Source organism: Paenibacillus sp. AR247 (assembly GCF_002968895.1).
Classification (GTDB): domain Bacteria; phylum Bacillota; class Bacilli; order Paenibacillales; family Paenibacillaceae; genus Paenibacillus_AQ; species Paenibacillus_AQ favisporus.
In genome coordinates this window covers 122,479-143,298 of record NZ_PCZT01000010.1, presented here as the reverse complement: position 1 = coordinate 143,298, position 20,820 = coordinate 122,479, and the positions used below count along the sequence as shown (strand labels likewise).

General features: G+C 51.3%; 24 protein-coding genes. 13 read left to right on the top strand and 11 right to left on the bottom strand.

From position 1 onward, the window contains the following. Nucleotides 1-196: hypothetical protein (locus CPT76_RS38445; RefSeq protein ID WP_219845453.1), on the bottom strand; the 196-nt coding region annotated here is incomplete at its 3' end. A gap of 107 nt (nucleotides 197-303) precedes the next feature. Between CPT76_RS38445 and CPT76_RS20245 the strand changes: the two genes are divergently transcribed. The 8 genes from CPT76_RS20245 (at nucleotide 304) to CPT76_RS20210 (ending at nucleotide 7,706) form a co-directional block, all read left to right on the top strand. Then, nucleotides 304-1,098 carry a DUF6492 family protein gene (locus tag CPT76_RS20245; protein WP_105444239.1) on the top strand — a complete coding sequence of 265 codons (795 nt, stop codon included), beginning with the start codon at nucleotides 304-306 and terminating at the stop codon, nucleotides 1,096-1,098. Further along, complete coding sequence (locus CPT76_RS20240; RefSeq protein ID WP_105444238.1) at nucleotides 1,095-2,204, top strand: glycosyltransferase family 4 protein; 1,110 nt, start codon at nucleotides 1,095-1,097, stop codon at nucleotides 2,202-2,204. Before CPT76_RS20245 ends, CPT76_RS20240 begins: the two co-directional genes overlap by 4 nt. 42 nt (nucleotides 2,205-2,246) lie before the next feature. Continuing rightward, nucleotides 2,247-3,587 carry a sugar phosphate nucleotidyltransferase gene (locus tag CPT76_RS20235; RefSeq protein ID WP_181152959.1) on the top strand — a complete coding sequence of 447 codons (1,341 nt, stop codon included), beginning with the start codon at nucleotides 2,247-2,249 and terminating at the stop codon, nucleotides 3,585-3,587. 127 nt (nucleotides 3,588-3,714) lie between these two features. Further along, entirely contained in the window at nucleotides 3,715-4,275 is a 561-nt protein-coding gene (locus tag CPT76_RS20230) for a dihydrofolate reductase family protein (RefSeq protein WP_105444236.1), read from the top strand. 96 nt (nucleotides 4,276-4,371) lie between these two features. Continuing rightward, nucleotides 4,372-4,824, top strand: a complete 453-nt coding sequence (locus tag CPT76_RS20225; RefSeq protein ID WP_181152958.1) for a GyrI-like domain-containing protein — start codon at nucleotides 4,372-4,374, stop codon at nucleotides 4,822-4,824. A gap of 71 nt (nucleotides 4,825-4,895) precedes the next feature. Further along, nucleotides 4,896-6,149, top strand: a complete 1,254-nt coding sequence (locus CPT76_RS20220) for a sensor histidine kinase (protein WP_258168677.1) — start codon at nucleotides 4,896-4,898, stop codon at nucleotides 6,147-6,149. Then, nucleotides 6,136-6,780, top strand: a complete 645-nt coding sequence (locus CPT76_RS20215) for a response regulator (protein ID WP_105444234.1) — start codon at nucleotides 6,136-6,138, stop codon at nucleotides 6,778-6,780. The genes CPT76_RS20220 and CPT76_RS20215 overlap by 14 nt, the downstream gene beginning before the upstream one ends. Before the next feature lie 83 nt (nucleotides 6,781-6,863). Next, nucleotides 6,864-7,706 (top strand): CPBP family intramembrane glutamic endopeptidase, encoded by an 843-nt coding sequence (locus CPT76_RS20210; RefSeq protein WP_105444233.1) that lies wholly within the window; start codon nucleotides 6,864-6,866, stop codon nucleotides 7,704-7,706. Nucleotides 7,707-7,785: 79 nt separating this feature from the next. On the opposite strand, the gene CPT76_RS20205 is transcribed toward CPT76_RS20210, so the two are convergent. The 6 genes from CPT76_RS20205 to CPT76_RS20180 form a co-directional block, all read right to left on the bottom strand. After that, nucleotides 7,786-8,391, bottom strand: coding sequence for a YdeI/OmpD-associated family protein (locus CPT76_RS20205; RefSeq protein WP_105444232.1), 606 nt, complete (start codon nucleotides 8,389-8,391; stop codon nucleotides 7,786-7,788). A 3-nt stretch (nucleotides 8,392-8,394) separates the two neighbouring features. After that, complete coding sequence (locus tag CPT76_RS20200) at nucleotides 8,395-8,859, bottom strand: VOC family protein (protein ID WP_105444231.1); 465 nt, start codon at nucleotides 8,857-8,859, stop codon at nucleotides 8,395-8,397. 225 nt (nucleotides 8,860-9,084) lie between these two features. After that, nucleotides 9,085-9,453, bottom strand: a complete 369-nt coding sequence (locus tag CPT76_RS20195) for a DoxX family protein (protein ID WP_105444230.1) — start codon at nucleotides 9,451-9,453, stop codon at nucleotides 9,085-9,087. A 37-nt stretch (nucleotides 9,454-9,490) separates the two neighbouring features. Then, complete coding sequence (locus CPT76_RS20190; protein ID WP_105444229.1) at nucleotides 9,491-9,892, bottom strand: SRPBCC family protein; 402 nt, start codon at nucleotides 9,890-9,892, stop codon at nucleotides 9,491-9,493. After that, entirely contained in the window at nucleotides 9,889-10,218 is a 330-nt protein-coding gene (locus tag CPT76_RS20185; protein ID WP_105444228.1) for an ArsR/SmtB family transcription factor, read from the bottom strand. The genes CPT76_RS20190 and CPT76_RS20185 overlap by 4 nt, the downstream gene beginning before the upstream one ends. Nucleotides 10,219-10,484: 266 nt before the next feature. Then, nucleotides 10,485-11,438, bottom strand: a complete 954-nt coding sequence (locus CPT76_RS20180; RefSeq protein ID WP_105444227.1) for an alpha/beta hydrolase — start codon at nucleotides 11,436-11,438, stop codon at nucleotides 10,485-10,487. Nucleotides 11,439-11,643: 205 nt separating this feature from the next. Here CPT76_RS20180 and CPT76_RS20175 point away from each other — a divergent pair, with 205 nt between their 5' ends. The 3 genes from CPT76_RS20175 (at nucleotide 11,644) to CPT76_RS20165 (ending at nucleotide 13,603) form a co-directional block, all read left to right on the top strand. After that, nucleotides 11,644-11,979 (top strand): winged helix-turn-helix transcriptional regulator, encoded by a 336-nt coding sequence (locus tag CPT76_RS20175; protein WP_105444226.1) that lies wholly within the window; start codon nucleotides 11,644-11,646, stop codon nucleotides 11,977-11,979. Nucleotides 11,980-12,233: 254 nt separating this feature from the next. Then, on the top strand, nucleotides 12,234-12,596 hold the full coding sequence (locus tag CPT76_RS20170; protein WP_105444303.1) for a MerR family transcriptional regulator: 363 nt from the start codon (nucleotides 12,234-12,236) through the stop codon (nucleotides 12,594-12,596). 23 nt (nucleotides 12,597-12,619) lie between these two features. Beyond that, nucleotides 12,620-13,603 carry an SDR family NAD(P)-dependent oxidoreductase gene (locus tag CPT76_RS20165; RefSeq protein WP_105444302.1) on the top strand — a complete coding sequence of 328 codons (984 nt, stop codon included), beginning with the start codon at nucleotides 12,620-12,622 and terminating at the stop codon, nucleotides 13,601-13,603. Between the two features lie 164 nt (nucleotides 13,604-13,767). On the opposite strand, the gene CPT76_RS20160 is transcribed toward CPT76_RS20165, so the two are convergent. Together CPT76_RS20160 and CPT76_RS20155 are read right to left on the bottom strand one after the other, a co-directional pair. Further along, complete coding sequence (locus tag CPT76_RS20160) at nucleotides 13,768-15,462, bottom strand: discoidin domain-containing protein (protein ID WP_181152957.1); 1,695 nt, start codon at nucleotides 15,460-15,462, stop codon at nucleotides 13,768-13,770. A gap of 74 nt (nucleotides 15,463-15,536) precedes the next feature. Further along, nucleotides 15,537-16,268 carry a stalk domain-containing protein gene (locus CPT76_RS20155; RefSeq protein ID WP_308737644.1) on the bottom strand — a complete coding sequence of 244 codons (732 nt, stop codon included), beginning with the start codon at nucleotides 16,266-16,268 and terminating at the stop codon, nucleotides 15,537-15,539. A 202-nt stretch (nucleotides 16,269-16,470) separates the two neighbouring features. Between CPT76_RS20155 and CPT76_RS20150 the strand changes: the two genes are divergently transcribed. Beyond that, entirely contained in the window at nucleotides 16,471-17,028 is a 558-nt protein-coding gene (locus CPT76_RS20150) for a GNAT family N-acetyltransferase (protein ID WP_105444224.1), read from the top strand. 181 nt (nucleotides 17,029-17,209) lie between these two features. Here the strand turns inward: CPT76_RS20150 and CPT76_RS20140 are convergent, their stop codons facing one another. Next, nucleotides 17,210-18,364 carry an MFS transporter gene (locus CPT76_RS20140; protein ID WP_105444222.1) on the bottom strand — a complete coding sequence of 385 codons (1,155 nt, stop codon included), beginning with the start codon at nucleotides 18,362-18,364 and terminating at the stop codon, nucleotides 17,210-17,212. Between the two features lie 119 nt (nucleotides 18,365-18,483). On the opposite strand from CPT76_RS20140, the gene CPT76_RS20135 reads away from it, so the two are divergent. Further along, nucleotides 18,484-19,392, top strand: a complete 909-nt coding sequence (locus tag CPT76_RS20135) for a LysR family transcriptional regulator (protein ID WP_105444221.1) — start codon at nucleotides 18,484-18,486, stop codon at nucleotides 19,390-19,392. Between the two features lie 181 nt (nucleotides 19,393-19,573). Here the strand turns inward: CPT76_RS20135 and CPT76_RS20130 are convergent. Further along, nucleotides 19,574-20,820: hypothetical protein (locus tag CPT76_RS20130; RefSeq protein WP_219845452.1), on the bottom strand; the 1,247-nt coding region annotated here is incomplete at its 5' end.

The window sequence follows — 20,820 nt, the reverse complement described above, 5'->3', positions numbered from 1 at the left end:
TTATCACTAATTTATTATAAGATAAAAAACTTTCATTTTTCATGATGCCGATTCCTTTCTGAAGCGTCCAAGTTTCCTCTGTCTTCTCCTGCGATCGGCATGCCCAAGGCGCCCTTCGGTCTTCTCGTATCCTCTGCTTTTGATCTATAAAAATCATTTTCATAGCCGTGTCTGCGAACCCCAACGTTTGCTCCAAAGCGGCAAATCCCTTGATTATTGTGCGTTTTACAATCTCTCTATGCCCATTCCCTTTCTCTCTTCCGGCATATGATACTCATACATTTGATATTTGGAGATGAGCAGATGACAACCCCCATTGATGTGTTTATTCCGGCGATTGAGAAGGATCTGGCAACCCTCCCCTATGTCATTGATGCCGTCAGAAAATATGTACAGCACCCGATCCACGAAATTATCATCGTGGCCCCCCGGAAGCAGCGGATTGTGGATTTGTGTACGAAAAAGGGCTGCCGATTCGTGAACGAAGACACGGTTCTGCCCATTACGAAAAAGGACATACACTACCAGTCCAAGACGTGGGACCGGTCCGGCTGGTTGTACCAGCAGCTGCTGAAGTTGGGCGGCGATAAGGTATGCTCATCCAAATACTATTTGGTGATCGACGCCGACACCGTGCTCATTCGCCCCCATACGTTCAAGACGGGCGACAAGACCGTGTTTTACTGCCGGAACTGGAGCCAACCTGAATATTTCAACACGTACAAGAAGCTGATGGGTAAAAGCCGCGCTTCCAAGCGCTCCTTCGTCACGCATTACATGCTGTTCGAGAAGGCCAAAGTCAAACAGTTAAAGCAGGCGATCGAGGCCAAACATCATACGAACTGGTACTCCGCCATTATGAGAAGCATGAACAAATCGAAGCAGTTTGCTTTTTCCGAGTTTGAAACGTACGGAAACTTCCTGTATTCGTCGGAGCCCGGCAGGATGGTGCTGAAACAGGCCAACAACAAAAGCCTGCATACGAGCTTTTCCCAAATCTCGCCTTCCAAGATGTCGTCCCTGCAGCAAAAATACCGGTCTGTTTCTTTTCATGAACGAAAAGGGTATTCGAAATCTTCCAAGGTGAGACCGAAATGAAGCCCTATGTCGTTGTCTGGAAAGGCCCCGTCCACAAAGCCAGCGGTCTTGGCCGTGCCAGCAGAGCCTATGCCAAATCCTTGAAGCGGCAAGGGGTCGCCGTCCGGTTAAGCCCGCAAGACCACCGCAAGCCAAACGCCGAAGTCAAAAAGGTTCTCATATACCACCATCTTCCCAGCCGCATGCAGTGGAAAAAAGAGCGCAGTACGTATGACTTCATCCTGTTGAACACGGTTTGGGAAACCAGCAGGCTCCCCAGAAGCTGGCTGCCCCATATGAACAAATTCGATGCCGTGTGTGTGCCGTCCCGGCATAATCGGCGGGTTCTCAGGAACTGCGGCGTCACCGTCCCGATTTTCGTCGTTCCCCATGGGGTGGACGCCCGGGAGTTTCATCCGAACCATCCGAGGCTATCGTTGCCCGCAGCCGCCGGGAAGTTTACGTTCGTATCCGTCTTCGGCTTTCAGCACCGCAAAAATCCGGAGGGACTGCTGCGGGCGTATTGGGAAGAGTTCTCTTCCAAAGATAACGTCATCCTGGTCATCAAAACGAACGGATATGCGGCCAATGAGACGGAGGCGTGGATTAAGCAGCAGGTCATGCGGTACAAAAAGAGGCTGGGCATTCAGAAGGATACGGCCCCTGTCGTCATCATCGGCCGCCATATGAGTGAAAGCCAGCTTAAAGGCCTGTATGCGCTCGGCGATGCCTTCGTCCTCCCTACACGCGGCGAGGGTGTCGGGCTGCCTTATTTAGAAGCGCTGGCAAGCGGCATACCGGTCATCGCCACCGGCTGGGGCGGGCAGATGGATTTCCTGACGCCCCGCAACTCCTTCCTGGTCCCCTATCGCCTTAAGAGCCCGGCGAGCAGCATGAACCGCGCCATTTCCAGAAGGTTCAGCAACTTGTTTGCGCAGAAGGGGCAGCGATGGGCCGAGCCGGATTTAAGCAGCCTCAAAAGGCTGATGAGGCAAGCGTACGAAAATCCCCGGCTTTGTAGACAGAAAGGAAGCCAGGGCCGAAAAGATATGCTCCAGCTGTCGTGGGACCAGGCCGGAAAGCTCATGAAGCAGGCGATTGAAGAGACGATGCGTTCCAAGAGATAAAGATGAAGGGTGATGGTTTTCGAAGGAAGGAGGATGAGAAACATGCGTATTGTACTGTTGTGCGGGGGATCGGGAAAAAGGCTGTGGCCTTTATCCAACGATATACGCTCCAAGGTATTCTTAAGGCTGCTGACCACTGAAGACGGGGTCAAGGAGTCGATGATCGAACGGATCTGCAGACAACTGGACGAGGCGGGGCTGCTCCAATCCACCTGTATCGTCACTCATCACAGTCAAGCAGAGATTACGCGCCGCTATGTCGGCAACAATATCCCGATTATCAGCGAGCCTTTTAAAAGAGGCACGTTCACGGCCGTCGCATTGGCCGCCAGTTATCTTCATGAAAAGCTGCAGGCCGATCCGGACGAAACCATTTGCATCCTTCCGGCGGACACGTACGTCGACACCGCATTCTTCCGGCTGCTGCACCGGTTTCCCGACGTCCTGGGACGCTCCAGGGCGGATCTTGCTCTCCTCGGCACAAAGCCGATGCAGCCTTCGGATCAGTTCGGCTATATCGTCCCGGCTCTGCCCAAGGCGGACGGAGAGTATGCTTTCGTCCGGCGGTTTATCGAAAAGCCAAATATACGCACGGCCCGCCGCCTCATGGCGCATCAGGCGATGTGGAACTGCGGCGTCTTCGCCTTTCCCTTGAGGTTCATGTTGACCTATTTGAAGGACAAGGGCCACCCTGTCCGGATCGCGGAATGGCTGACAAATTACGAACAACTCCCCGAAGCCAGCTTCGATCGGGAAGTCGTCGAAACGACTGTCCCTGTCGTTGCCATGGAGTACGTGGGGCACTGGACCGATCTGGGCAGCTGGATGGCGCTTACCGGCCATATGAAGGATCGAGCGATCGGACTCGGGCACATATCGGATGATTCCGCGGATACCCATCTCATCAACGAGCTCCCCTACCCCATTGAAATGATTGGTGTCTCTGGGATCATTGCCGCGGCCAGCACCGACGGCATCCTGATCGCAAGCAAGGAGCATGCGCATCGGATCAAGGAACGGCTTGCCCTGGCGCCTCAAATCCCGATGTACGAAGAGAAACGGTGGGGCTCCTGCCGGGTCCTGAGTTACGGGAAAGATACATCCGGCGTGGAGACGATGATCAAGCAGGTGCGACTTGCCGCCGGCAAGTCTACTAGCTATCACGTTCATCACCGCCGGCAAGAATTGTTGACCGTGGTGACGGGCAGCGCGGAAGTGATCTTGGAGGAGCAGCAGTACCGCCTGAACGCCGGCGACGTGCTGAAGATTCCGGCCGGCGCCAAGCATGGCATCAAGGCCATTACTCCTCTGGAGCTGGTGGAAGTCCTGCTCGGCTCCGATCTTGCTCAGGAGGATATCACCCGCATTGCTGTGGACTGGTAGAATGGCGTTTCGATTGTGCTGGATTTTCTTTTTGCCCGGCATGTCGATGATGGATCATCCTGTTCGTCGCTATTGTATAAGCCGGTAGATCCGGTCAAATACAATACGAATGCGAGGAACATAGAATATGGGAAAAGTGATCGTACAGCAGTTTGTGACTTTGGACGGCGTCATGCAGGCCCCGGGCGACCCGGGTGAATTCGAGCATGGCGGTTGGCAGAAGCCTTATGTTTGCGAGGACCATCTCACTTACATCGTTCAGCAGGCGAACGAGGCTGAGGCACTCCTGCTGGGGAGAAAAACGTACGAGGGATTCGCGGCGGCTTGGCCGTCAGCGGCCGGTATGCGCGGGCTGGCGGATCGGATGAACGCCATGCCGAAGTACGTTGCTTCCTCCACTCTGACGCATGCAGCCTGGAATGCATCTTTAATTCACGGAGATGTCGCTGATGAAGTCGCCAAGCTGAAAAAGCAATTAGCCGGAGACTTGCTTGTCGTCGGAAGCCGGCGTTTGACCCAGACCTTAATGGAGCATCATCTCGTTGACGAATACCGGATTTGGGTTCACCCGGTCGTGCTCGGCTCCGGAGAGCGTCTCTTCCTGGGGGGAGGCCGTCCGTTTACGCTCGATTTGGCCAGCGTCCAAACGACAAGCGCCGGCGCGGTCATCCTAACCTATCAGTCTTAAAATGTCGTAAATTTGCAGTAGGAATTGTGACCGGCCGAACCGAAGTAGTCATCGATCGAACATGATTCCGCGAATAGCGGAAAAAGGAGGCCGATGATGGAGCCAATGGTGGAGCCTGTGATCAATACGGAAAGAAAGGCGTTTACCTTGTTCGGATGTTCCAAAGCTCATGATCCGGGCAAGCCGTACAGTGAGACGATTTTCGAATTGTTAGACCAGGTCTGGCATGAAGTACGCAGCAAAGAACTCGCTCACAGGGGGATCAATCACGTCGTCTATGAGCAGGGAAATATGGTGTTTGCGGGAATCGAGCTGGTGACCCCGCCTGAGGACAATTCCGTCTTGAAGAAGAAGGACGTCGTGCTCGAAAAATACGCCTACGGCAAGCACATCGGGCCTTACAGCGAATTGGATGCAACGTACCGGCGTATTGATGCGCTTCTCCAAGCCTCAGGAGAACACAAAGAGCTTCCCCTGATAGAGGTTTATGGCCACTGGAACGAGGATGAGTCCAAGCTGGAGACGGAAATTTATCACAACCTCATTTGATATCATAATGAAATCAATCTTAGGAGCAGTTTCTCTACTGCTCCTTTTGCTATATAGAAGTTCGGCAGAACATGGTTCTATTGCTGTTTTTGGTCAACTTCCTTGTAATTTTCATGCAAGTTTTTTTAGATTTCCTGTATGATGATGCTATGAAAAAAATATTATCTTTCATGGATTGGGGTATATTCGCTCTTCGTTTATACCATTATATTTTGCTGTTGTCCCGGGTTCTGGCAGTAAGCGAGTTTTCGAACCGGACGTTACTAAACGTGATCTGGCTGAGCATGGCCCTTGTCGCCCCTTTGCTGTTCTGGTTTCCCGGGCGCCGGATGAACAAAGTCTGGTTTTGCATATTGGAGCTATTGCTTGGCGGTTCTTATTATGTGAATTCTGTCATTCATCCGGACCTGACTTCAAAAGCGGACTATTTGCTGCCGAGTCTTACTATCGGGTACTTATTAACCAAACAAACCCTTTGGATCATTCCCTTACTTGTTTTCATTCCTTTCTCCTTTCAGTCCTCCCTAAAATTATCTTGGGAGCAAACCCTGGGTATCGGAACAGATAATCTGCTGTTCTGCTTCATCGGCATGTGGGCAAGCTCCGTAGCCAGTGCATATGATCAGAAGAATAAACTGGCAGCCGAAGTGGAGCATCAAAATAAGCTCTTAACTCACTACTCGGCCGAGGTCGAGAAAATGACTTTGCTTGAAGAACGCAACCGCATGTCGAAGGAGCTTCATGATACACTGGGGCATTCCTTTATCTCACTCATCCTCAGCCTCGATGCTTCTATTGCCCTGATGGATAGCAAGCCTGCCGAGGCCAAAGACCGGTTAATTCGCTTAAGAGCATTGGCTGAGAACAATCTGGAGGAGATGAGAAACGTCGTGCACGAAATGGGCGAAGAAGAGGAATCCAGTCTGATCCGGCAGGTTGAATCCCTTGCAGCCCGTTTCCAGGAGCACACGGGTACGGCCCTGACCTTGAGTCTGCCGGGGACAGAGCGGTCCATACGCTTTGAAGTACGGCAAGCGACTCTTCGGGTCATCCAGGAATCCTTTACGAATGCACTAAAACACGGAAAGGCAACCCAACTGCATTTGGAGCTTACTTTTTCTGAGAGCCATCTGCAATTGTCCGTTCGAAATAACGGCACGCCGATCGACAAGCTGGATTATGGCTTCGGCTTGACCACGATGAAACATCGGGTTGAGCGGTTGGGAGGCAGCTTACAGATAGCATCTGGGGAGGGTACTCCTGTGATCACCGAAGTCAGATGCGAAATCCCGCTGAAAGGAGTCATGCCGCATGGAGAAGATTAAAGTGCTGCTTGCTGATGACCAAGAGTTAATTCTCGAGAGCTTACATATCGTGCTGTCCATGGAACCGGATCTGGAAATCGTCGGTTTAGCCAGGAATGGGGAAGAAGCCATTAAGGGCTGTGAGCAGTTGATGCCGGATATGGTGCTGATGGATGTCAACATGCCGGTCATGGACGGCGTCGCCGCAACGGCCCTGATTAAAGAGCGAATGCCTGCAACCAAAATCATCATGCTGACCTCCTATAAAGAAGTAGAATATGTGTTAGCGGCGTTAAGCCACGGAGCGGAAGGTTATCTGCTCAAAGCCATTCATCCAAAAGATCTGGCTGCAGGTATACGGGTGGTTCAGGCGGGAGGGACTTTAATTTCGCAGGAAATGGCGAGTAAAATGATCAAGAACATGAACAGTACCACCCCTGCGAAACATAATGAATTCGGGCTCACTGCCCGTGAAATCGAAGTGCTGCATAAGCTGGCTGCCGGCCTGCGTAATCAAGAAATTGCCGAGGCATTGTTTCTTAGCGAAGGGACGGTCAAAAATTATATCTCAACGATTTATTCAAAGCTTAATGTGAAAGGACGCCGGGAGGCCGCCCGGAAAGCCCGGGATTCGGGAATGATGGATCGTTAAATGATGACCAAACGGCACTGTCTCTTTATGACTTTTTCAGCCTATACTCATAGCATCAAACAACAGAGGTGGCGATGTAAGACATGAAGAACAAAGTGTCATTTTGGCGTTTTCCAATCGTCTGGATGATTGCGGGGGCTATTGGTATTGTTCTCATAAATATGATATTCCAGCAACTGACAGAGCAAGGAGAGGGGATCGTCTCTCTTATTTTCACACTGGTGATGGGATTTCTGGCCCTCTTGGTTTATAAGCTCACGCTGACATACCTGGCCGGGCGGCCCACACCAGAGATATCAAGAAAGCGCGCAGGGATCGAAAGTGTCCTAGGCATGCTAACCGGGACCATCTTTATCGCAGGGTCCGCTTTTATGATTATTGCTCTGGGAGGTTACTCCTTTCAGTGGGCAAGTTCTGCGGATACGAGTTCCGTTCTAATAGCCTCCATTGAATCAGCGTTAGCAGGAGCCATTGTCGAGGAACTTATCTTTCGCGGACTTATGCTTCAAGCCATTGATAAATTGGGGGGAAAACCGCTCGCACTCGCAGTAACTTCTCTATTCTTTGGAGTTGCCCATCTTGGAAATCCAGGGGCGACATTATGGAGTGGGTTCGCCATAGCCCTCGAAGCAGGTGTTCTCCTTGGATCCGCCTTCTTGTGGCGGCGGAACTTGTGGTTTGCCATAGGACTGCATTTTGCTTGGAATGCCATTGAAGGCCTGCTTGGCATTCCTGTCTCTGGACACCCTGCTACCGGTCTATTTACTGTAAAGGTGCACGGTGCCGCACTTCTCACAGGGGGCAACTTTGGACTTGAGACCTCTATTGTTCCGGTTGTATTCAGTCTTCTGATCTCCATTCCGATGCTGATCGGGACTGCACGGAATCAAAGGATTGACGGCGGAAACCATTCAGTATCAAAGTAAACGGCAGAATTGACCAAATTCTCGATAGAAAAAACTGCCGACACTTTGTCGACAGTCTGGAGCATCCAGATTGGATGACCTAATAATCTAGTAGACGGCCATTATCGTTCCATTGACCGTACATTTTGTTTTCACGCGTATTTGTTATGAATTTGTCCAATCTGCTCTGAAATAATTCGGGCTGATTCTTATAGCTTTGGATCGTGTCGATCCGGACTCTAGTATAAAGATCTGGAAAAGCCATGAAATTCTCATACACTTGCTTGTCCTCTTGTAACCTTTGCTCTATAACCGGATCGATTCGAAAAGAATCGTAATTCATATCAGGAAGGACCTTTCTCCCTTCGTCTGTCATCAAGCCCAACCTTTCGAGGCGGCGGACACGCTCTTTATTCAATTCAGTCCATGAGTCTTTTTTTGCATTCAATTCAGTCCATGAGCTTTTTTTGCTTCGAGGGGACAGTCTCTGAGCCAGCTCCGTCTCAGATATTTTCTTCTTGACTCCATCGATCCATCCAAAGCACAAAGCCTCCTCGACCGCGTCCAAATATAAGAGCGTATCCGATTGGGGCGTCATACGAACCAAGACCCAACAAGATTTTTCAGTCTTGCTATTTTCCTGCAGCCAAGCCCTTAATGCTTCTCTCGATATGACCGGAATTAAGCGATCTACTTCTCTCAGCATGAGTTACTGTTTCTTGGAGATTACGTTATCAAGAAACTGATCTGCGTCGCTATTAAATTTCCAGCAAACTCCGAACTTATCGACCAGCATTCCGAAGCACGAAGACCACGGCGTATTGGATAACGGCATGATGACATAACCGCCCTCGGACAAATTAGAAAAGTAATTTTCCAACGTCTGTTGATCCTCATTAACGATACTAATCAGCATATTGTTGCCTTTAACCAACTCGCCCATTACATTCTTCATTGAAGGCAAAATATCCGACATCATGATTTTTCCGCCTGCAAATGCTATAGAAGACTCCATGACCATGTTTAGTTCATTTTCCGGCAACGGATCGTTTGGATCCTGCGGGAAATCCTTAAATTTCACTTTTTTTACTTCAGTTGCGTTTAAAGCTTTCGCATAAAAATCAATCGCCTGTTCAGCAACTCCATCAAAGTTTAAATAGACTACGGCTGACATATAGTAAAACCTCCTTCTTGGGATAAATGTAGTATATTGAATAAGAGGTGACAGCTGTATGTCACCATTTATAAATATAGTACTTGCCTCCGAAATGGGCCTATTCAACTGAAGTTTTGCGATCGGGAGGTTGGAGTCTGTATTGGATGGGTTTGTATCGCAAAAAGGCTCCACGTGTTCACCGCGAACATGTGGAGCTTTTTATTCTGGATGCAGCTGGTTTGATTATGCAAAAGGCTGGAGCATTTGGCCGGCATTCGCAAGAATCAGGGCAATATTCAGTACGGCAAAGAACAAAGCCGGCGCCGTTTTGCCAATCGGATCTTTCGTGAGGATATGCACCAGGCTTGCCACCAGCATCGTAACGCCAAGCCACACTCCCGCCCATGCGACCAGTCCGGTATACCAGTAGCCGGCGATCAGCACGGCAGCACCTGCCAGTTGGACCAGGCCCGTTACCTTAAGGAACCATTGCGGCAGGTGAAGGTGTTCGAACATGTCTGCCCAGTACTTAGCCCCTATCATTTTGGCGGTACCCGAAAAGAGGTAGTAAGCAATCAGCAAAGATTGAAGAACGATAGTAAAAATGGCCATTTCGATCTCCTCCTATTCGATCACAACATCGTTTGGATTACAGCTCAGCCAATACCACTTCAAGCTGATCGGCCATCTTGACCCAACCGAGTCTGGCTCCGTTATACGACAAGCTCTCGCTTTCAAATCCGGTATGCTCAAGATGAAGGTGGGTTGCACCATTGGATGAATGGAGCGTCCATGTAACGACTGTACTTACTCCCGCGGTTACCCAGGTGTAGGATAGGCGGTGAGGTTCTTCCACGACCAGCACTTCTGAATCGACGATTCCATCCCATACTTTCGACGGTTTGGCCCGAAATTGAAAGTGATGGCCGACAACCGGCTTAAAGTCGTTATCCATCACCCATTTCGCAAGCATGCTGGAATCAGTCAATGCAAGCCATACTTTCTCAATCGGACTATCGAATTGAAAATCCAGCTTCACTTCCGGTTTCATTCCTCTTCCTCCTTCAACAATTGACTCAGCTTAGCCGATCCTTGGTTCCAAAAAGCCGTGTGAAAAGTGACCCAATCTTCAATTTCTCTCAGAGGCTCTGCGTTCAATCGATACCTTGTTTCCCGCCCGGCCTTGCGGTGCCTGACCAGATCGGCGGCTGTGAGGATCGCCAGATGTTTGGAATTGGCTGTCCGCCCCATCTCGAAATGCATCGTTAATTCGTGTAAAGGCAATTCATCCGCCTCGGCCAGCAATCTAAGCAATTTGCGCCGCGTCGGATCGGCAACCGCGGCATATACATCCCTCGCTTCATGTTGTTCATCCATTCCCATCATCCCTATTCTGGTCGATGATAGGACACCAACTGGTGTCTTATGAGTTCATAATAAGACACCATTTGGTGTCATGTCAAGCCATAATTCGGAATAAAGTTTGGATGGCTTGTCACCGAACATTTGGGCCTCTGTATACGCCAGGCATGATGCAGTAAAAAGTTTAAGGCATCCCTTAAGGATGCCCCAATGCTGATATATTGAAGTTTTACGGATCAACTGAATATCCATTTACCGGTTCGGCTTTATTCTCGCACACTTTATATTGCTGTCTCTCCGCCTCTCTCCTGTCCATGCAAAGCCTTCCGCAGTGCACTTACGGCATGCTGCACCGCTTGTCTTCCTTGGTCATAACCACCGGTCTGAAGCATGAAGCCGTGGACCATGCCGTCATAGCGCTTCGCTTCCACGGGAATGCCGGCGGCTTGTAATTTCGCTGCATAAGCCTCCCCGTCATCGCGCAGCGGATCAAATTCGGCCGTGATTACGAGAGCGGGCGGAAGGCTGCTGAAATCGGCAGCCAATAACGGCGAAGCGTAGGGGTTCCTTCCGTCCTGCTCCTCCGCCAGGTATTGGCCCCAGAACCACCGCATCGTGTCCGTAGTCAGGCCGTACCCTTCGGCGTTGTCACGGTAAGAGTCCGTATCGAACGCGTAGTGGGTCGCCGGATTGAACAACAGCTGAAACTTGATGAAGGACAACCCTTGGTCCCTTGCCATCAAGGTTACGGCAGCGGCCAAATTTCCGCCCGCGCTGTCGCCGCCGACCGCAATCCGGTTGGGATCCGCTTCTAGCGAAACGGCATTCTCCGCAACCCAGGCAGCAGCCGCATAGGCGTCTTCGATGGCAGCGGGAAACCGATGCTCCGGTGCCAAACGGTAATCTACCGAGACCACGATAACGTTTGCCCCATTGGCCAACTGCCGGCATAACACATCTGCTGCATCCAGGTTCCCGACGACCCAGCCGCCTCCATGATAATAGATGAGAACAGGGAGCGGGTATTTGCTTTGAGGACGATATACCCGAACCGGTATGAGACCGGCCGGACCCGGGATCTTTCGATTGTCGACATTCCATACTTCTTCCGGCTGGGCGGCCATGGAGCTTAAGTTGACGGTTCTGGCACTCTCCACGGATAGCGTGTGAAGAGGCGGGACCCCTTGTTTCTTCATATTTTCCAACACAACTTGAACTTGATGGTCAAGCGGCATGACGGTTCCTCCTTAGGGATCAAATATAATGGATACGAGTCTTCTTATACCCGAAATAAACAACCATTCACGAGCAGCGTCTTTCGGTAAGACAGCTACCATTCCGGTCAAAATGAAGTATACTGAATGGAGAATAACCTTGTAAGTACGCACTTTTGCGTGACATAGTACCCATTTGGTAACTTCATGGGACGGATTGGATGTGATGGATATGGGCGGTTGCCCGGTAGAGGCAACATTGTCCGTGGTTGGAGGAAAGTGGAAGGCTGTGATCCTATGGCGTTTGGTTGGTGGGACCAAGCGCTTTAACGAACTCCAGCGTTCGATTTCACAAATTACCCGTAAAATGTTAACGGAACAGCTTCGGGAACTGGAGCAAGATAACCTCATTATTAGAACCGTCTATCCGGAAGTTCCGCCGAAAGTCGAGTACTCGCTAAGCGAATACGGCAGGACGTTTATTCCTGTTTTGGATGCCATGGCCCAGTGGGGATTGGTCCATCGGGAACTCGTGTCTGACCCCGGCCGCTCTACGACTTAGATTACCGTTCTAAAACAAAAACCATAGCTCGATTAGGAGAAAGCGCAGGAAAGCTGACATTCAAACGCCTCCAAACACCAAAAAGCAGTCCGCCATTACCGGCGGACTGCTTTTCTTTATTTTTATGTCATTTACGCGCCAATCCAAACATTCGGTTAATCCAAATAAAGGAAGTTACAGACGCTTGACTTGGAGTTCACTCCAAGGGCTATCCTATAGCTGTCCGGACGACAAAGGAGATGAAAGGAGAAGGCATGTCGCGACAATATTCCATTTCCGAAATAGCTGAAAAAACCAGTTTGACTCCCGATACCCTTCGGTATTATGAAAAGATTGGACTGATTCCGTCCCCCGAACGCGGACCGGGTGGGTCCCGTTTATATAGCCAGGAAGACATCGGCAAAATTCATTTTCTACTGCATCTCAAAAATACCGAGATGCCGCTTAAAAACATTCAGGAGTACATTCGGGCGTATGACGACCAGGATGAGGAGCTGTGTTATCGGCTGCTTGACGAGCACCGGATCCGCATTGAAGCCCAGATGGCCGCATTGAACGAAACGCTCATGCTCGTCAAGTATAAGCTGGATCATTTTCAGGAAATTAAAGACGGTTGAACGAAAGGAAGATCACTTTGAACATGCAGAAAACTCCCCAAACACCGATCGGGTCCGGATTTGGACCCCGCACTACAGCCATGGAAGCACTCGGACAAGCCGATTTGACCGGACAAACGGCAGTCATTACCGGCGGACATTCCGGACTGGGTCTGGAAACGGCAAGAGTGCTCGCGAAAGCGGGGGCCAAGGTCATTGTCCCGGCCCGATCCCTTTCAGCTGCTCAAGCGGCCATTGCCTCCATCCCAGGCGCAGAGGCGGAGCTGCTGGATTTAACCGATCCGCAGTCCATCGATTCGTTTGCGGAGCGGTTGATCCGTTCCGGACGGCCGATTCATATGCTGATCCACAGCGCCGGAATTATGGCCGTACCCCAGCAGTATGACAGCCGGGGCAACGAGCTTCACTTTTCCACGAACTATTTGGGCCCTTTCCAGCTTACAGCGCGGCTGTGGCCGGCACTCCGGCTGGCCGGTGGTGCGCGCGTGGTCGTGGTATCTTCCCGTGCTCACCAGTTCAGTCCGGTAGTGTTCGAAGACATCCACTACAAGGAGCGCAGCTATGACAAATGGTCTGCCTATGGGCAGTCCAAAACGGCGGATGCCCTGTTCGCGGTGGAACTGGACCGGAGAGCACAGGCCCATGGCGTCCGGGCATTTTCGGTGCACCCGGGTTCGATTGTCACCTCGTTAGCCCGGCATCTGTCGGATGACGAACTGATGACCATGGGCGCGATTAACGGGCAGGGGCAACGGCAATATACCGAATACGACAGTGAGCGGAAGACCGTGCAGGAAGGGGCGGCCACCATCGTATGGTGTGCAGCCAGCCGTCAGCTGGACGGTATGGGAGGCGTATACTGTGAAAACGTTGACGTCTCTCCGCTCATTGATGAGGATCAGATCGGCATTGCCGGCGTGCATCCAAGCGCCGTTGATGCGAAAGCCGCTGAACGTCTTTGGAGCGTTGGCGAAGCACTGACAGGCATTCATTTTGACATTTCATAAGCTAAGCGGAGGGTAAGAAATAACGCTCAACTTGTCCCACGAATAAAAATCCTGAACCTGCAAGGTTCAGGATTTTTATTTTTTGAGACGAACATCATACTTCGTATGCAGTTTTAGCGTAGGGAGATGCGAAGCAGCTGACCGAAAGCGGCTGCCTCACATCATTACTTAGAGGGCACTACGTTATAACCGACAGGCTCGGCCGTATTGCCCGCCCGATCCGATGCCGTGACTTCGATCCTGTTCATGCCCGGCTGAAGGTCGATATCCGCGCTGAACGTCAGGTCATCCTTCACGTCGGCCTGTACTCCATTCACGAGAACAATGCCAGGCTCGCTGATTTTACCCGTAACACGCAGCGTTCCCTTTTCCACATTGTAGTGATTGCCCGTCAATTTCCCCGGTTCATCCAGCACGATGGTCGGCGAAGCCGTATCCAGTACAGTAATGCGGGCGGTCGCGGTATATTCGCCGCCGGCGGCTGCAGCCGTGATTACCGCAGTCCCCGGACTTTTGGCCGTAACCTTACCGGTGTCGCTCACTTCCGCTATGCCGGTGTCGCTCGATGTCCACTTGATCGTCGTATCTCCCGCATCCACCGGTGTAACGACCGCAGTGAGCTGCGCAGTTTCGCCTTCCTTTAACTCTACTTGTTCCGGTGTTACGTTGATGCCGGTTACGTGCGGCTGATCCGTCTTCACAGACACCACATCTGATGGAGCGGATTCCCCGGCTGCGTTGACCGCTTTGACGATGTAGAAATATTCCGTCGAAGCCGACAGGCCGGTGTCGGTATGCGTCGTACTAGACAGTACCTCGTCGTTAAGTTTGACAAATTCGCCGTCGGCCTTATCGGACCGGTAGACGCTGTACCCTTCCGCCTGCTCTACCGCGTTCCAGTTCAAATCAATCGCGCTGTCACCTGCCGCCTTAGCCGTCAGGTTAGCCGGAGGCGCAGGGACCGAATCTTCATGAACGGGTTCTCCATACACCTTGAATTCGTAGCTGGAAGCACTTCCTCCGCTGTAGTTGGATCCCGTCACCGTTACGCGGAGATAGCGGAACGCCGCATCGAGGGTATCCGTCGTCAAGCCCTGCGTTTTATTGTCCGTTCTGTCCAGGAGGGTCGTGTACGTGACATCGTCATTGCTGCCTTCAATTTTGTACTGGTAGTATCTCGGGTAGGTTGCACTGTTGTACCAGTAGCTCTCAAGTTTCGTGATATGCATGATGTCGCCAAGGTCGACTTTCCACCACTGCGGGTAGGAATTCGTGACGGCCGCCCAGCGCGTACCGGCTTTACCATCATTCGCGTACTCGATATTGTTCCCTGTTTGGAATGAGCTTGCTGTTGCCGTCTTGCCTTCCGAAATGACCCCCGACGTCGTCGTGGCTTGGACCGGCAGGCTCCACAGGCTCGATCCCGAGCTGCTGCGGGCTCTTACTTGATACGTATGCGTCGAGCTCGCATCAAGCCCCGTATGCTTGTATGGGCTGCTTACTCCGCTGATCAGCGCGCCATCCACGAACAGATCATAGCTTGCTGCCCCATTAGCATCGTTCCAGGTGACGTCGATTTGGGACTGGCCCGCTGCCTTGGCGGTCAGCCCAGTCGGTGCAGCCAATCCTGCAGCCGTCGGCGTAATCGTCAGCACCTGAGCATTGGAGGCATCGAACTTGATCCCCTGGATGGACGCTTGACCCGACACGTATTCAACAGCACGGTCGCTGGCCCGGTTGACCAGCCGGTACTTGGTGATCCCGGTTAAGCTCGTATTCGTTGCGGCCTCGATATCCGACGCCGAAGAATCCGGGGATAGGTCAGCCGGCTTCGCGTTGCCGACCGGAAGAGATACCACTGATCGCTTCCGGCTACGATTGAATGGAGTCTCTTGCCGCTCCGCTGAACAGGTACCATTGATCCTCGGTAGCATCATACAAGAGAACTTCCGGGTAGCCCGTCAACAGCTCGTCGGGAAAAGGCGTTAACGAGAGAATAGACATCAAACCGCTGCACGCTGCTCCCTTTCTCATCCAGAAAATCATACTGCGCATTTTTTTGATACGACCCGGGTACATCAATGTTCGCCATCCACGAGTAACTGGCTGGGGCATCGACTTTGGCGCCTTTGTTTCGCACAATAGCATCATAAATGGCTGCGTTATAAGCATTTCCTTTAACCTGCTGTACGACGCCGCCCATCGTCATGTGGTATTCATACTGCAGCGCTTTTACTTTCACGTTGTGAATGACGAGTGGCGCCGTTTCGACGGTAACCTTCGAATTGCTGTAATTCACTTTACAGCCGAACGTTTCGGCGATAAAACGGAGCGGAACCATCACGCGATTGTTCTTGATGTACGGCTTGACATCCAGCTGCACCGCTTCACCATTTTTCATGGCCGCCGTGCTGTTCGTTTGCAGCGTCACTTTCATGCTGCTTTTGGTAAGCGTCACTTTCGAATTCGACCAATCGACCTTGGCCCCCAAATTCTCACTGACCACGCGCAAAGGCACCATCGTACGCTTGTTTTTCGTCTCCGGCTTCACATCGGACGCCACAGCGACGCCGTCAATTTGGATGGGATGGTTCGCTGCATAAGCAGGCGACGATGCGATCGCAAGAATGAATGCAAAAATGATGCTTGGGATGATCTTCTTCATGTTTTGTCATCGCTCCTTCTATAAGTTTCTATCTTATCCAATCCCCATCCCTTATCCTACCAATTTCCATTATTAATGTTAAGAGTAAACAGGCAATTCATCCGTACAGCCATTCAAGAGCATTTGTCCCTCGCTCTCCTTTCTGTAATAATCAATTCATCAAGATGGCGACGATCAAAAACGGTTATGGAGGTAGATCCCATTGATTACTGGTGAAAAGGTCGAACTGCGCCCCGTCTCTCTGGATGATTACAGACGGGCATACGCCTGGAGAAATGATGAGGAAACAGCCAAGCTGGAAGCGGGTTCGGCCCTGTTCTTGTTCAGCCATGTTCCACTGGAATATTTGGAGGATGCATACAGAAAGGAAATCCTGGAACTGGATAAGCGGGAAAAAGGACGATTCTCCATTTATACGCGCGGCGAACAACCCGAGCATATCGGATTCATTGAGTACCGAGACGTGAACATCGTCTCCCGCCGCTGCACCGTCGGCATCGGTATTGGAAACAAGGACTTCTGGGGGCAAGGCTGGGGATCGGATGCCCTGAAAGCGCTGATCCGGTATGTGTTCCAGACGATGAACCTACGGCGTGTTCAACTCGAAACATGGGGCGGCAATGCAAGGGCTATCCGTGCCTACGAGAAGTGCGGCTTCGTTATTGAGGGAAGGCTGCGCGAGCATTCCTATATTGATGGACAGTACGTCGATACCATCGTGATGGGGCTCTTGAGGGAGGATTTTAAGTCAGGGGAATAACAGCAGCTAAATTCTTAAAAAGAGGGCTAGCAAGCCCTCTTTTTTGCCTAATCCTTACCTCTTCCAACTCCGTGTAAAAGCCTACGGATTCATATAGTGATAGGGCTGTTTTGTTTGAAGTTAGTACCATGAGATTCTCGAGGCCGGTTCTATCATCTCTAGTCAATCTCCCTAATAGCCTTTAAGAACCTGCCCCCTCCTCAGCCTTTTTGCCTGCGATCAGCAGCTGCACCCCGATCATTGCCACGATGATTACGAGCATCGCGAGAAGCGCAGCGTGAAAGCTTCCACTGTAATCATGGATCGTACCCACCAACAGTGGACCGAATGCGCCGATAATGTAACCTCCACACTGAGACATCGCGGCCCACGCCCCCGCTTCCTCCGAAGTGTTCGTCTCGACAATCGGCAGCATCAGCGCCAGCGGGAATAATCCGCCTGCCCCGATTCCCAAACAGATGATAGCCGGCAGCATCGGCAGGTGGAACAATAACATCACAATGCCGATCAGCTCAAACACGCTGCACAAAACCAGAAACAATCTTCTTTTGCCAAAGCGGGAAACCAGACCCGGAACGATTAAGGAGACAGGAACTTGGATAATCGTAAACACGGTAAGGAACACCGCCGAGCTCGACGGACTGTACCCGAAGCTGTGGGCAATCGGTGAAATCCATGCGGTAATGGAATAGAACATGCTTGCCATAAAACCGAAAAATAACGTTAACAATATCGCTCTTTTATTACGGATGGGCAGCCTGGAACGAACCAATCTTTTCTGCTCAGCCCTGTTCCGGAGAAACACCGACCAGATCAAGAGGGCAATAACACCCAAAATAGCCCAGCATGACAAGGTCAACGTTAAGCTGTGATGGCTCCGGTCGTATATCGGAATGGAGAAGGCGGATGCTAATGCTGCCCCCACAGTCATTGATGCGGAATAGATGCTGACAATGCCGGGCTTCGTCGGGAAATATTTTTTAATAAAACCGGACAACAAAGGCCCTGCCAAACTGATCCCGATCCCGCCTACCAGCGCAGTAACCACCAAGATCGTGACGGAGCCGACGATTCCTCGCAAAGCAGTGCCTCCTGTAATGAGCAGCAAGGCGATGACAATCGTGCGTTCCAGCCCCAACCGATCACTCAGCGCCGTCGCTGCAGGAGCAAAAATCCCCATACATAATACAGGCAGCGTCGTAAGCAGACTTGCGGTCAGCCCGCTCATTCCCAAATCGCTCTGCATGGTACCGAGCAAAGGGGCAACAGACGTAAGAATTGGCCTCAGGTTCAATGCCGCGATAAATATAGCTAATAATAAATAGAACTTTCTCATCGATTTCCTCCACCCATCTGCTTTATGTACATTCAGTATATGGAACCACCTTTCATTGTTCAATCCTATAATTTATATTATTATGATAGTAAAATACTATTAAAATCAGGAGACCTTGCATGGACACCCGAAATATACAGTACTTTATGGCCGTATATGAGCATCTTCATTTTACAAAAGCCGCCGATGAGCTAGGCATCTCCCAGCCCACACTAAGCCAGCAGATTCGCATCCTTGAGGCGGAGTTCGGCATGCCGCTCTTCGACCGCATCGGCAAGAAGGTGGTTGCCACGGAAGCCGGTAGGCTACTGCGGGAGTATGGAACGAAAATGCTGCAGGCGGAACGGGATGCCAAAAATGCCATCAAAGAGCTCCAGTCCGGCAAACAAGGCACCGTTCGGCTGGCCGTGCTGCCTTCTGACCTGGATTTTCAGCTCGTTCCGCTGTTTGTCCAGTTCAAATCCACCTATCCTGACATCCAGCTGCAGGCCTTCTCAACGATCTTCGTCCAGGACGAAGTGCTTAATCATAAAGTAGATCTCGGCATTGGATTGCGCGGGCCGGTGGATAAAAGGCTGACCCAAATTCCGCTTGGATGCGAACCCTATCATCTATTCGTGAATTCGGCAAGCGAGCTCGCTGACAGGAAGGAGATCACGCTGGAGGAACTGAAGGAGCATGCCTTAGTGATGTATCCAAAAGGGTATCTCGGCCGCGATCTGGTTGACGATGTATGCAGACAAGAGGGCTTCGAATTAACGACGGTGATGGAGGCCAGTTCAGCCACTTCGCTGCTGCAACTAGTATCAGCCGGGGTAGGCGCGACGATTCAACCGGCTGGATTGCTCAGACAAAATCCGGAGCGGCCCGAAATTGCATCGATCCCGATTACTGGACCGACGCCGGTGCGTTATCTCGAGCTGATGTACTATGCGGATCGATTTATTAGCGGCTCCCAGCAGCAATTGACGAATTGGCTGATCGATTACTTTAACGCCAACATAGGCCAGAATCCGCATGACGGTTAGGCTGGACGCGCATCAATACGGCTCCCAGACTCCAAGATGGCATTTACTAGGCACCGACACCGAGTGGAATGGCTTTTATCAAGCGATTTCCATCTCTTGCGGGCCTTTTACTTAGTCTGATTGGCATGGGCGTACTGAAAAAAGCCCGAATCACCTGCCGGTAGATTCGGGCTTTGCATGCTTATTCCTCGAAAAACTGATTTTTATCCACGCCGGAAACGGTTAGCTGAATGCCCGTCGAGTTGGCAACCAGCCTAAACTGATTGGCGTTTACCGTTTCCGCCGCGGCGGAAACGGATGCACCTTGCAGTTGGCCATTAATAGCCTCAACCAAAGACTCCATGCCGGTATACTGCCAATCTAACGTTACGACGGTCGTATGCTCCCCATCACTCACGTTAAACGTACGATTCTTGCTATGGTCGATATCGCTTCCGTTATATTGGCTCTGTGGAAAGAAATAATTCCAGTCAGGACCGCCTAACGTAACGGAAGACTCCGAGCCGGTGCTGAATGCAAAGATCGAGAACGTATCCCCGAATCCGACGGCACCCAAGGTTCGCTTCCCCAGGTCGATTCCATTCGCATTGCAGTAATCCTGAATAGCACTGTCGACGGCCGAGCCAACGACTTGCCCTGCAGTAAACTCACCTAAGGGAATATTCCATGTCAAATCAATAGGGATCGTTATCTTCCCGTCGCTGATCGTGAAATGCTTGGGCGCGCTTTGGAAGTCAGTCGTTTGGACCTGGAAGCTCTCCCCTCGGGCTTGCGTTGCATAGATGGTGGAAAAGTCAAAATCGGCGATGGTTTTGCTCGTGATCACCTCTGGTTCGGCCTTAATAGCTTTCACGCGAATACTAATCTCTTTCGTATCGAAAGCAGCTCCTGCGGCCATGTTCGCGACAAGGACGACGTCCGTGTTTTCTTTCAATCCTTCACGCTGCACGCTGCCGGTCGTTATATCCACGATCGTTGATTGATCCTTGTTTTTCAGGATCCAAGTAATCGTCGCGCCGTCTTGGGCGTTTGGCAGCTCGATCTTTTCCGCAACGCCGTTGTAAACGACCTGCAAATTCCCTTTGGCCATGGCCACGATTTTCAAATCTCTGATCATGTCCTCGGCGTCCGTCAGTTTGCCGATATCGCCCACCTGCTTCTTTTGGCTATCTGTTAAACCATCGTAATGGGCGCGGGCTGACGTTACAGCCGGTTCATCGGTCAGCTTGATATCCGCTTTCGCCGGCAATGCTGCGATTTCTGTTCGAACCGGAGCTGCCGCCGCTTCATCCAACGCTGCTTGGGCTTCTAGTTCGGCAATCGTTTGTTCGGCCTCCGTCAACTTGGCGATATCGCCTACAAAGGCTTTTTGCGCATCTGTTAACGCATCATAGTGTGCGCGGGCTTGGACGACGGCCGGTTTGTCGG

Bases quoted from the DNA above. Each gene is read 5' to 3' on its own strand.
- CPT76_RS20245 (WP_105444239.1), top strand. From the start codon at position 304: ATGACAACCCCCATTGATGTGTTTATTCCGGCGATTGAGAAGGATCTG.
- CPT76_RS20140 (WP_105444222.1), bottom strand. From the start codon at position 18,364: ATGAGAAAGTTCTATTTATTATTAGCTATATTTATCGCGGCATTGAAC.
- CPT76_RS20205 (WP_105444232.1), bottom strand. From the start codon at position 8,391: ATGCTGAGAGAAGTAGATCGCTTAATTCCGGTCATATCGAGAGAAGCA.
- CPT76_RS20235 (WP_181152959.1), top strand. From the start codon at position 2,247: ATGCGTATTGTACTGTTGTGCGGGGGATCGGGAAAAAGGCTGTGGCCT.
- CPT76_RS20195 (WP_105444230.1), bottom strand. From the start codon at position 9,453: ATGGCCATTTTTACTATCGTTCTTCAATCTTTGCTGATTGCTTACTAC.
- CPT76_RS20170 (WP_105444303.1), top strand. From the start codon at position 12,234: ATGTCGCGACAATATTCCATTTCCGAAATAGCTGAAAAAACCAGTTTG.
- CPT76_RS20215 (WP_105444234.1), top strand. From the start codon at position 6,136: ATGGAGAAGATTAAAGTGCTGCTTGCTGATGACCAAGAGTTAATTCTC.
- CPT76_RS20220 (WP_258168677.1), top strand. From the start codon at position 4,896: ATGGTTCTATTGCTGTTTTTGGTCAACTTCCTTGTAATTTTCATGCAA.
- CPT76_RS20185 (WP_105444228.1), bottom strand. From the start codon at position 10,218: ATGGATGAACAACATGAAGCGAGGGATGTATATGCCGCGGTTGCCGAT.
- CPT76_RS20175 (WP_105444226.1), top strand. From the start codon at position 11,644: ATGGATATGGGCGGTTGCCCGGTAGAGGCAACATTGTCCGTGGTTGGA.
- CPT76_RS20165 (WP_105444302.1), top strand. From the start codon at position 12,620: ATGCAGAAAACTCCCCAAACACCGATCGGGTCCGGATTTGGACCCCGC.
- CPT76_RS20155 (WP_308737644.1), bottom strand. From the start codon at position 16,268: ATGAAGAAGATCATCCCAAGCATCATTTTTGCATTCATTCTTGCGATC.
- CPT76_RS20240 (WP_105444238.1), top strand. From the start codon at position 1,095: ATGAAGCCCTATGTCGTTGTCTGGAAAGGCCCCGTCCACAAAGCCAGC.
- CPT76_RS20230 (WP_105444236.1), top strand. From the start codon at position 3,715: ATGGGAAAAGTGATCGTACAGCAGTTTGTGACTTTGGACGGCGTCATG.
- CPT76_RS20200 (WP_105444231.1), bottom strand. From the start codon at position 8,859: ATGTCAGCCGTAGTCTATTTAAACTTTGATGGAGTTGCTGAACAGGCG.
- CPT76_RS20135 (WP_105444221.1), top strand. From the start codon at position 18,484: ATGGACACCCGAAATATACAGTACTTTATGGCCGTATATGAGCATCTT.
- CPT76_RS20225 (WP_181152958.1), top strand. From the start codon at position 4,372: ATGGAGCCAATGGTGGAGCCTGTGATCAATACGGAAAGAAAGGCGTTT.
- CPT76_RS20190 (WP_105444229.1), bottom strand. From the start codon at position 9,892: ATGAAACCGGAAGTGAAGCTGGATTTTCAATTCGATAGTCCGATTGAG.
- CPT76_RS20210 (WP_105444233.1), top strand. From the start codon at position 6,864: ATGAAGAACAAAGTGTCATTTTGGCGTTTTCCAATCGTCTGGATGATT.
- CPT76_RS20180 (WP_105444227.1), bottom strand. From the start codon at position 11,438: ATGCCGCTTGACCATCAAGTTCAAGTTGTGTTGGAAAATATGAAGAAA.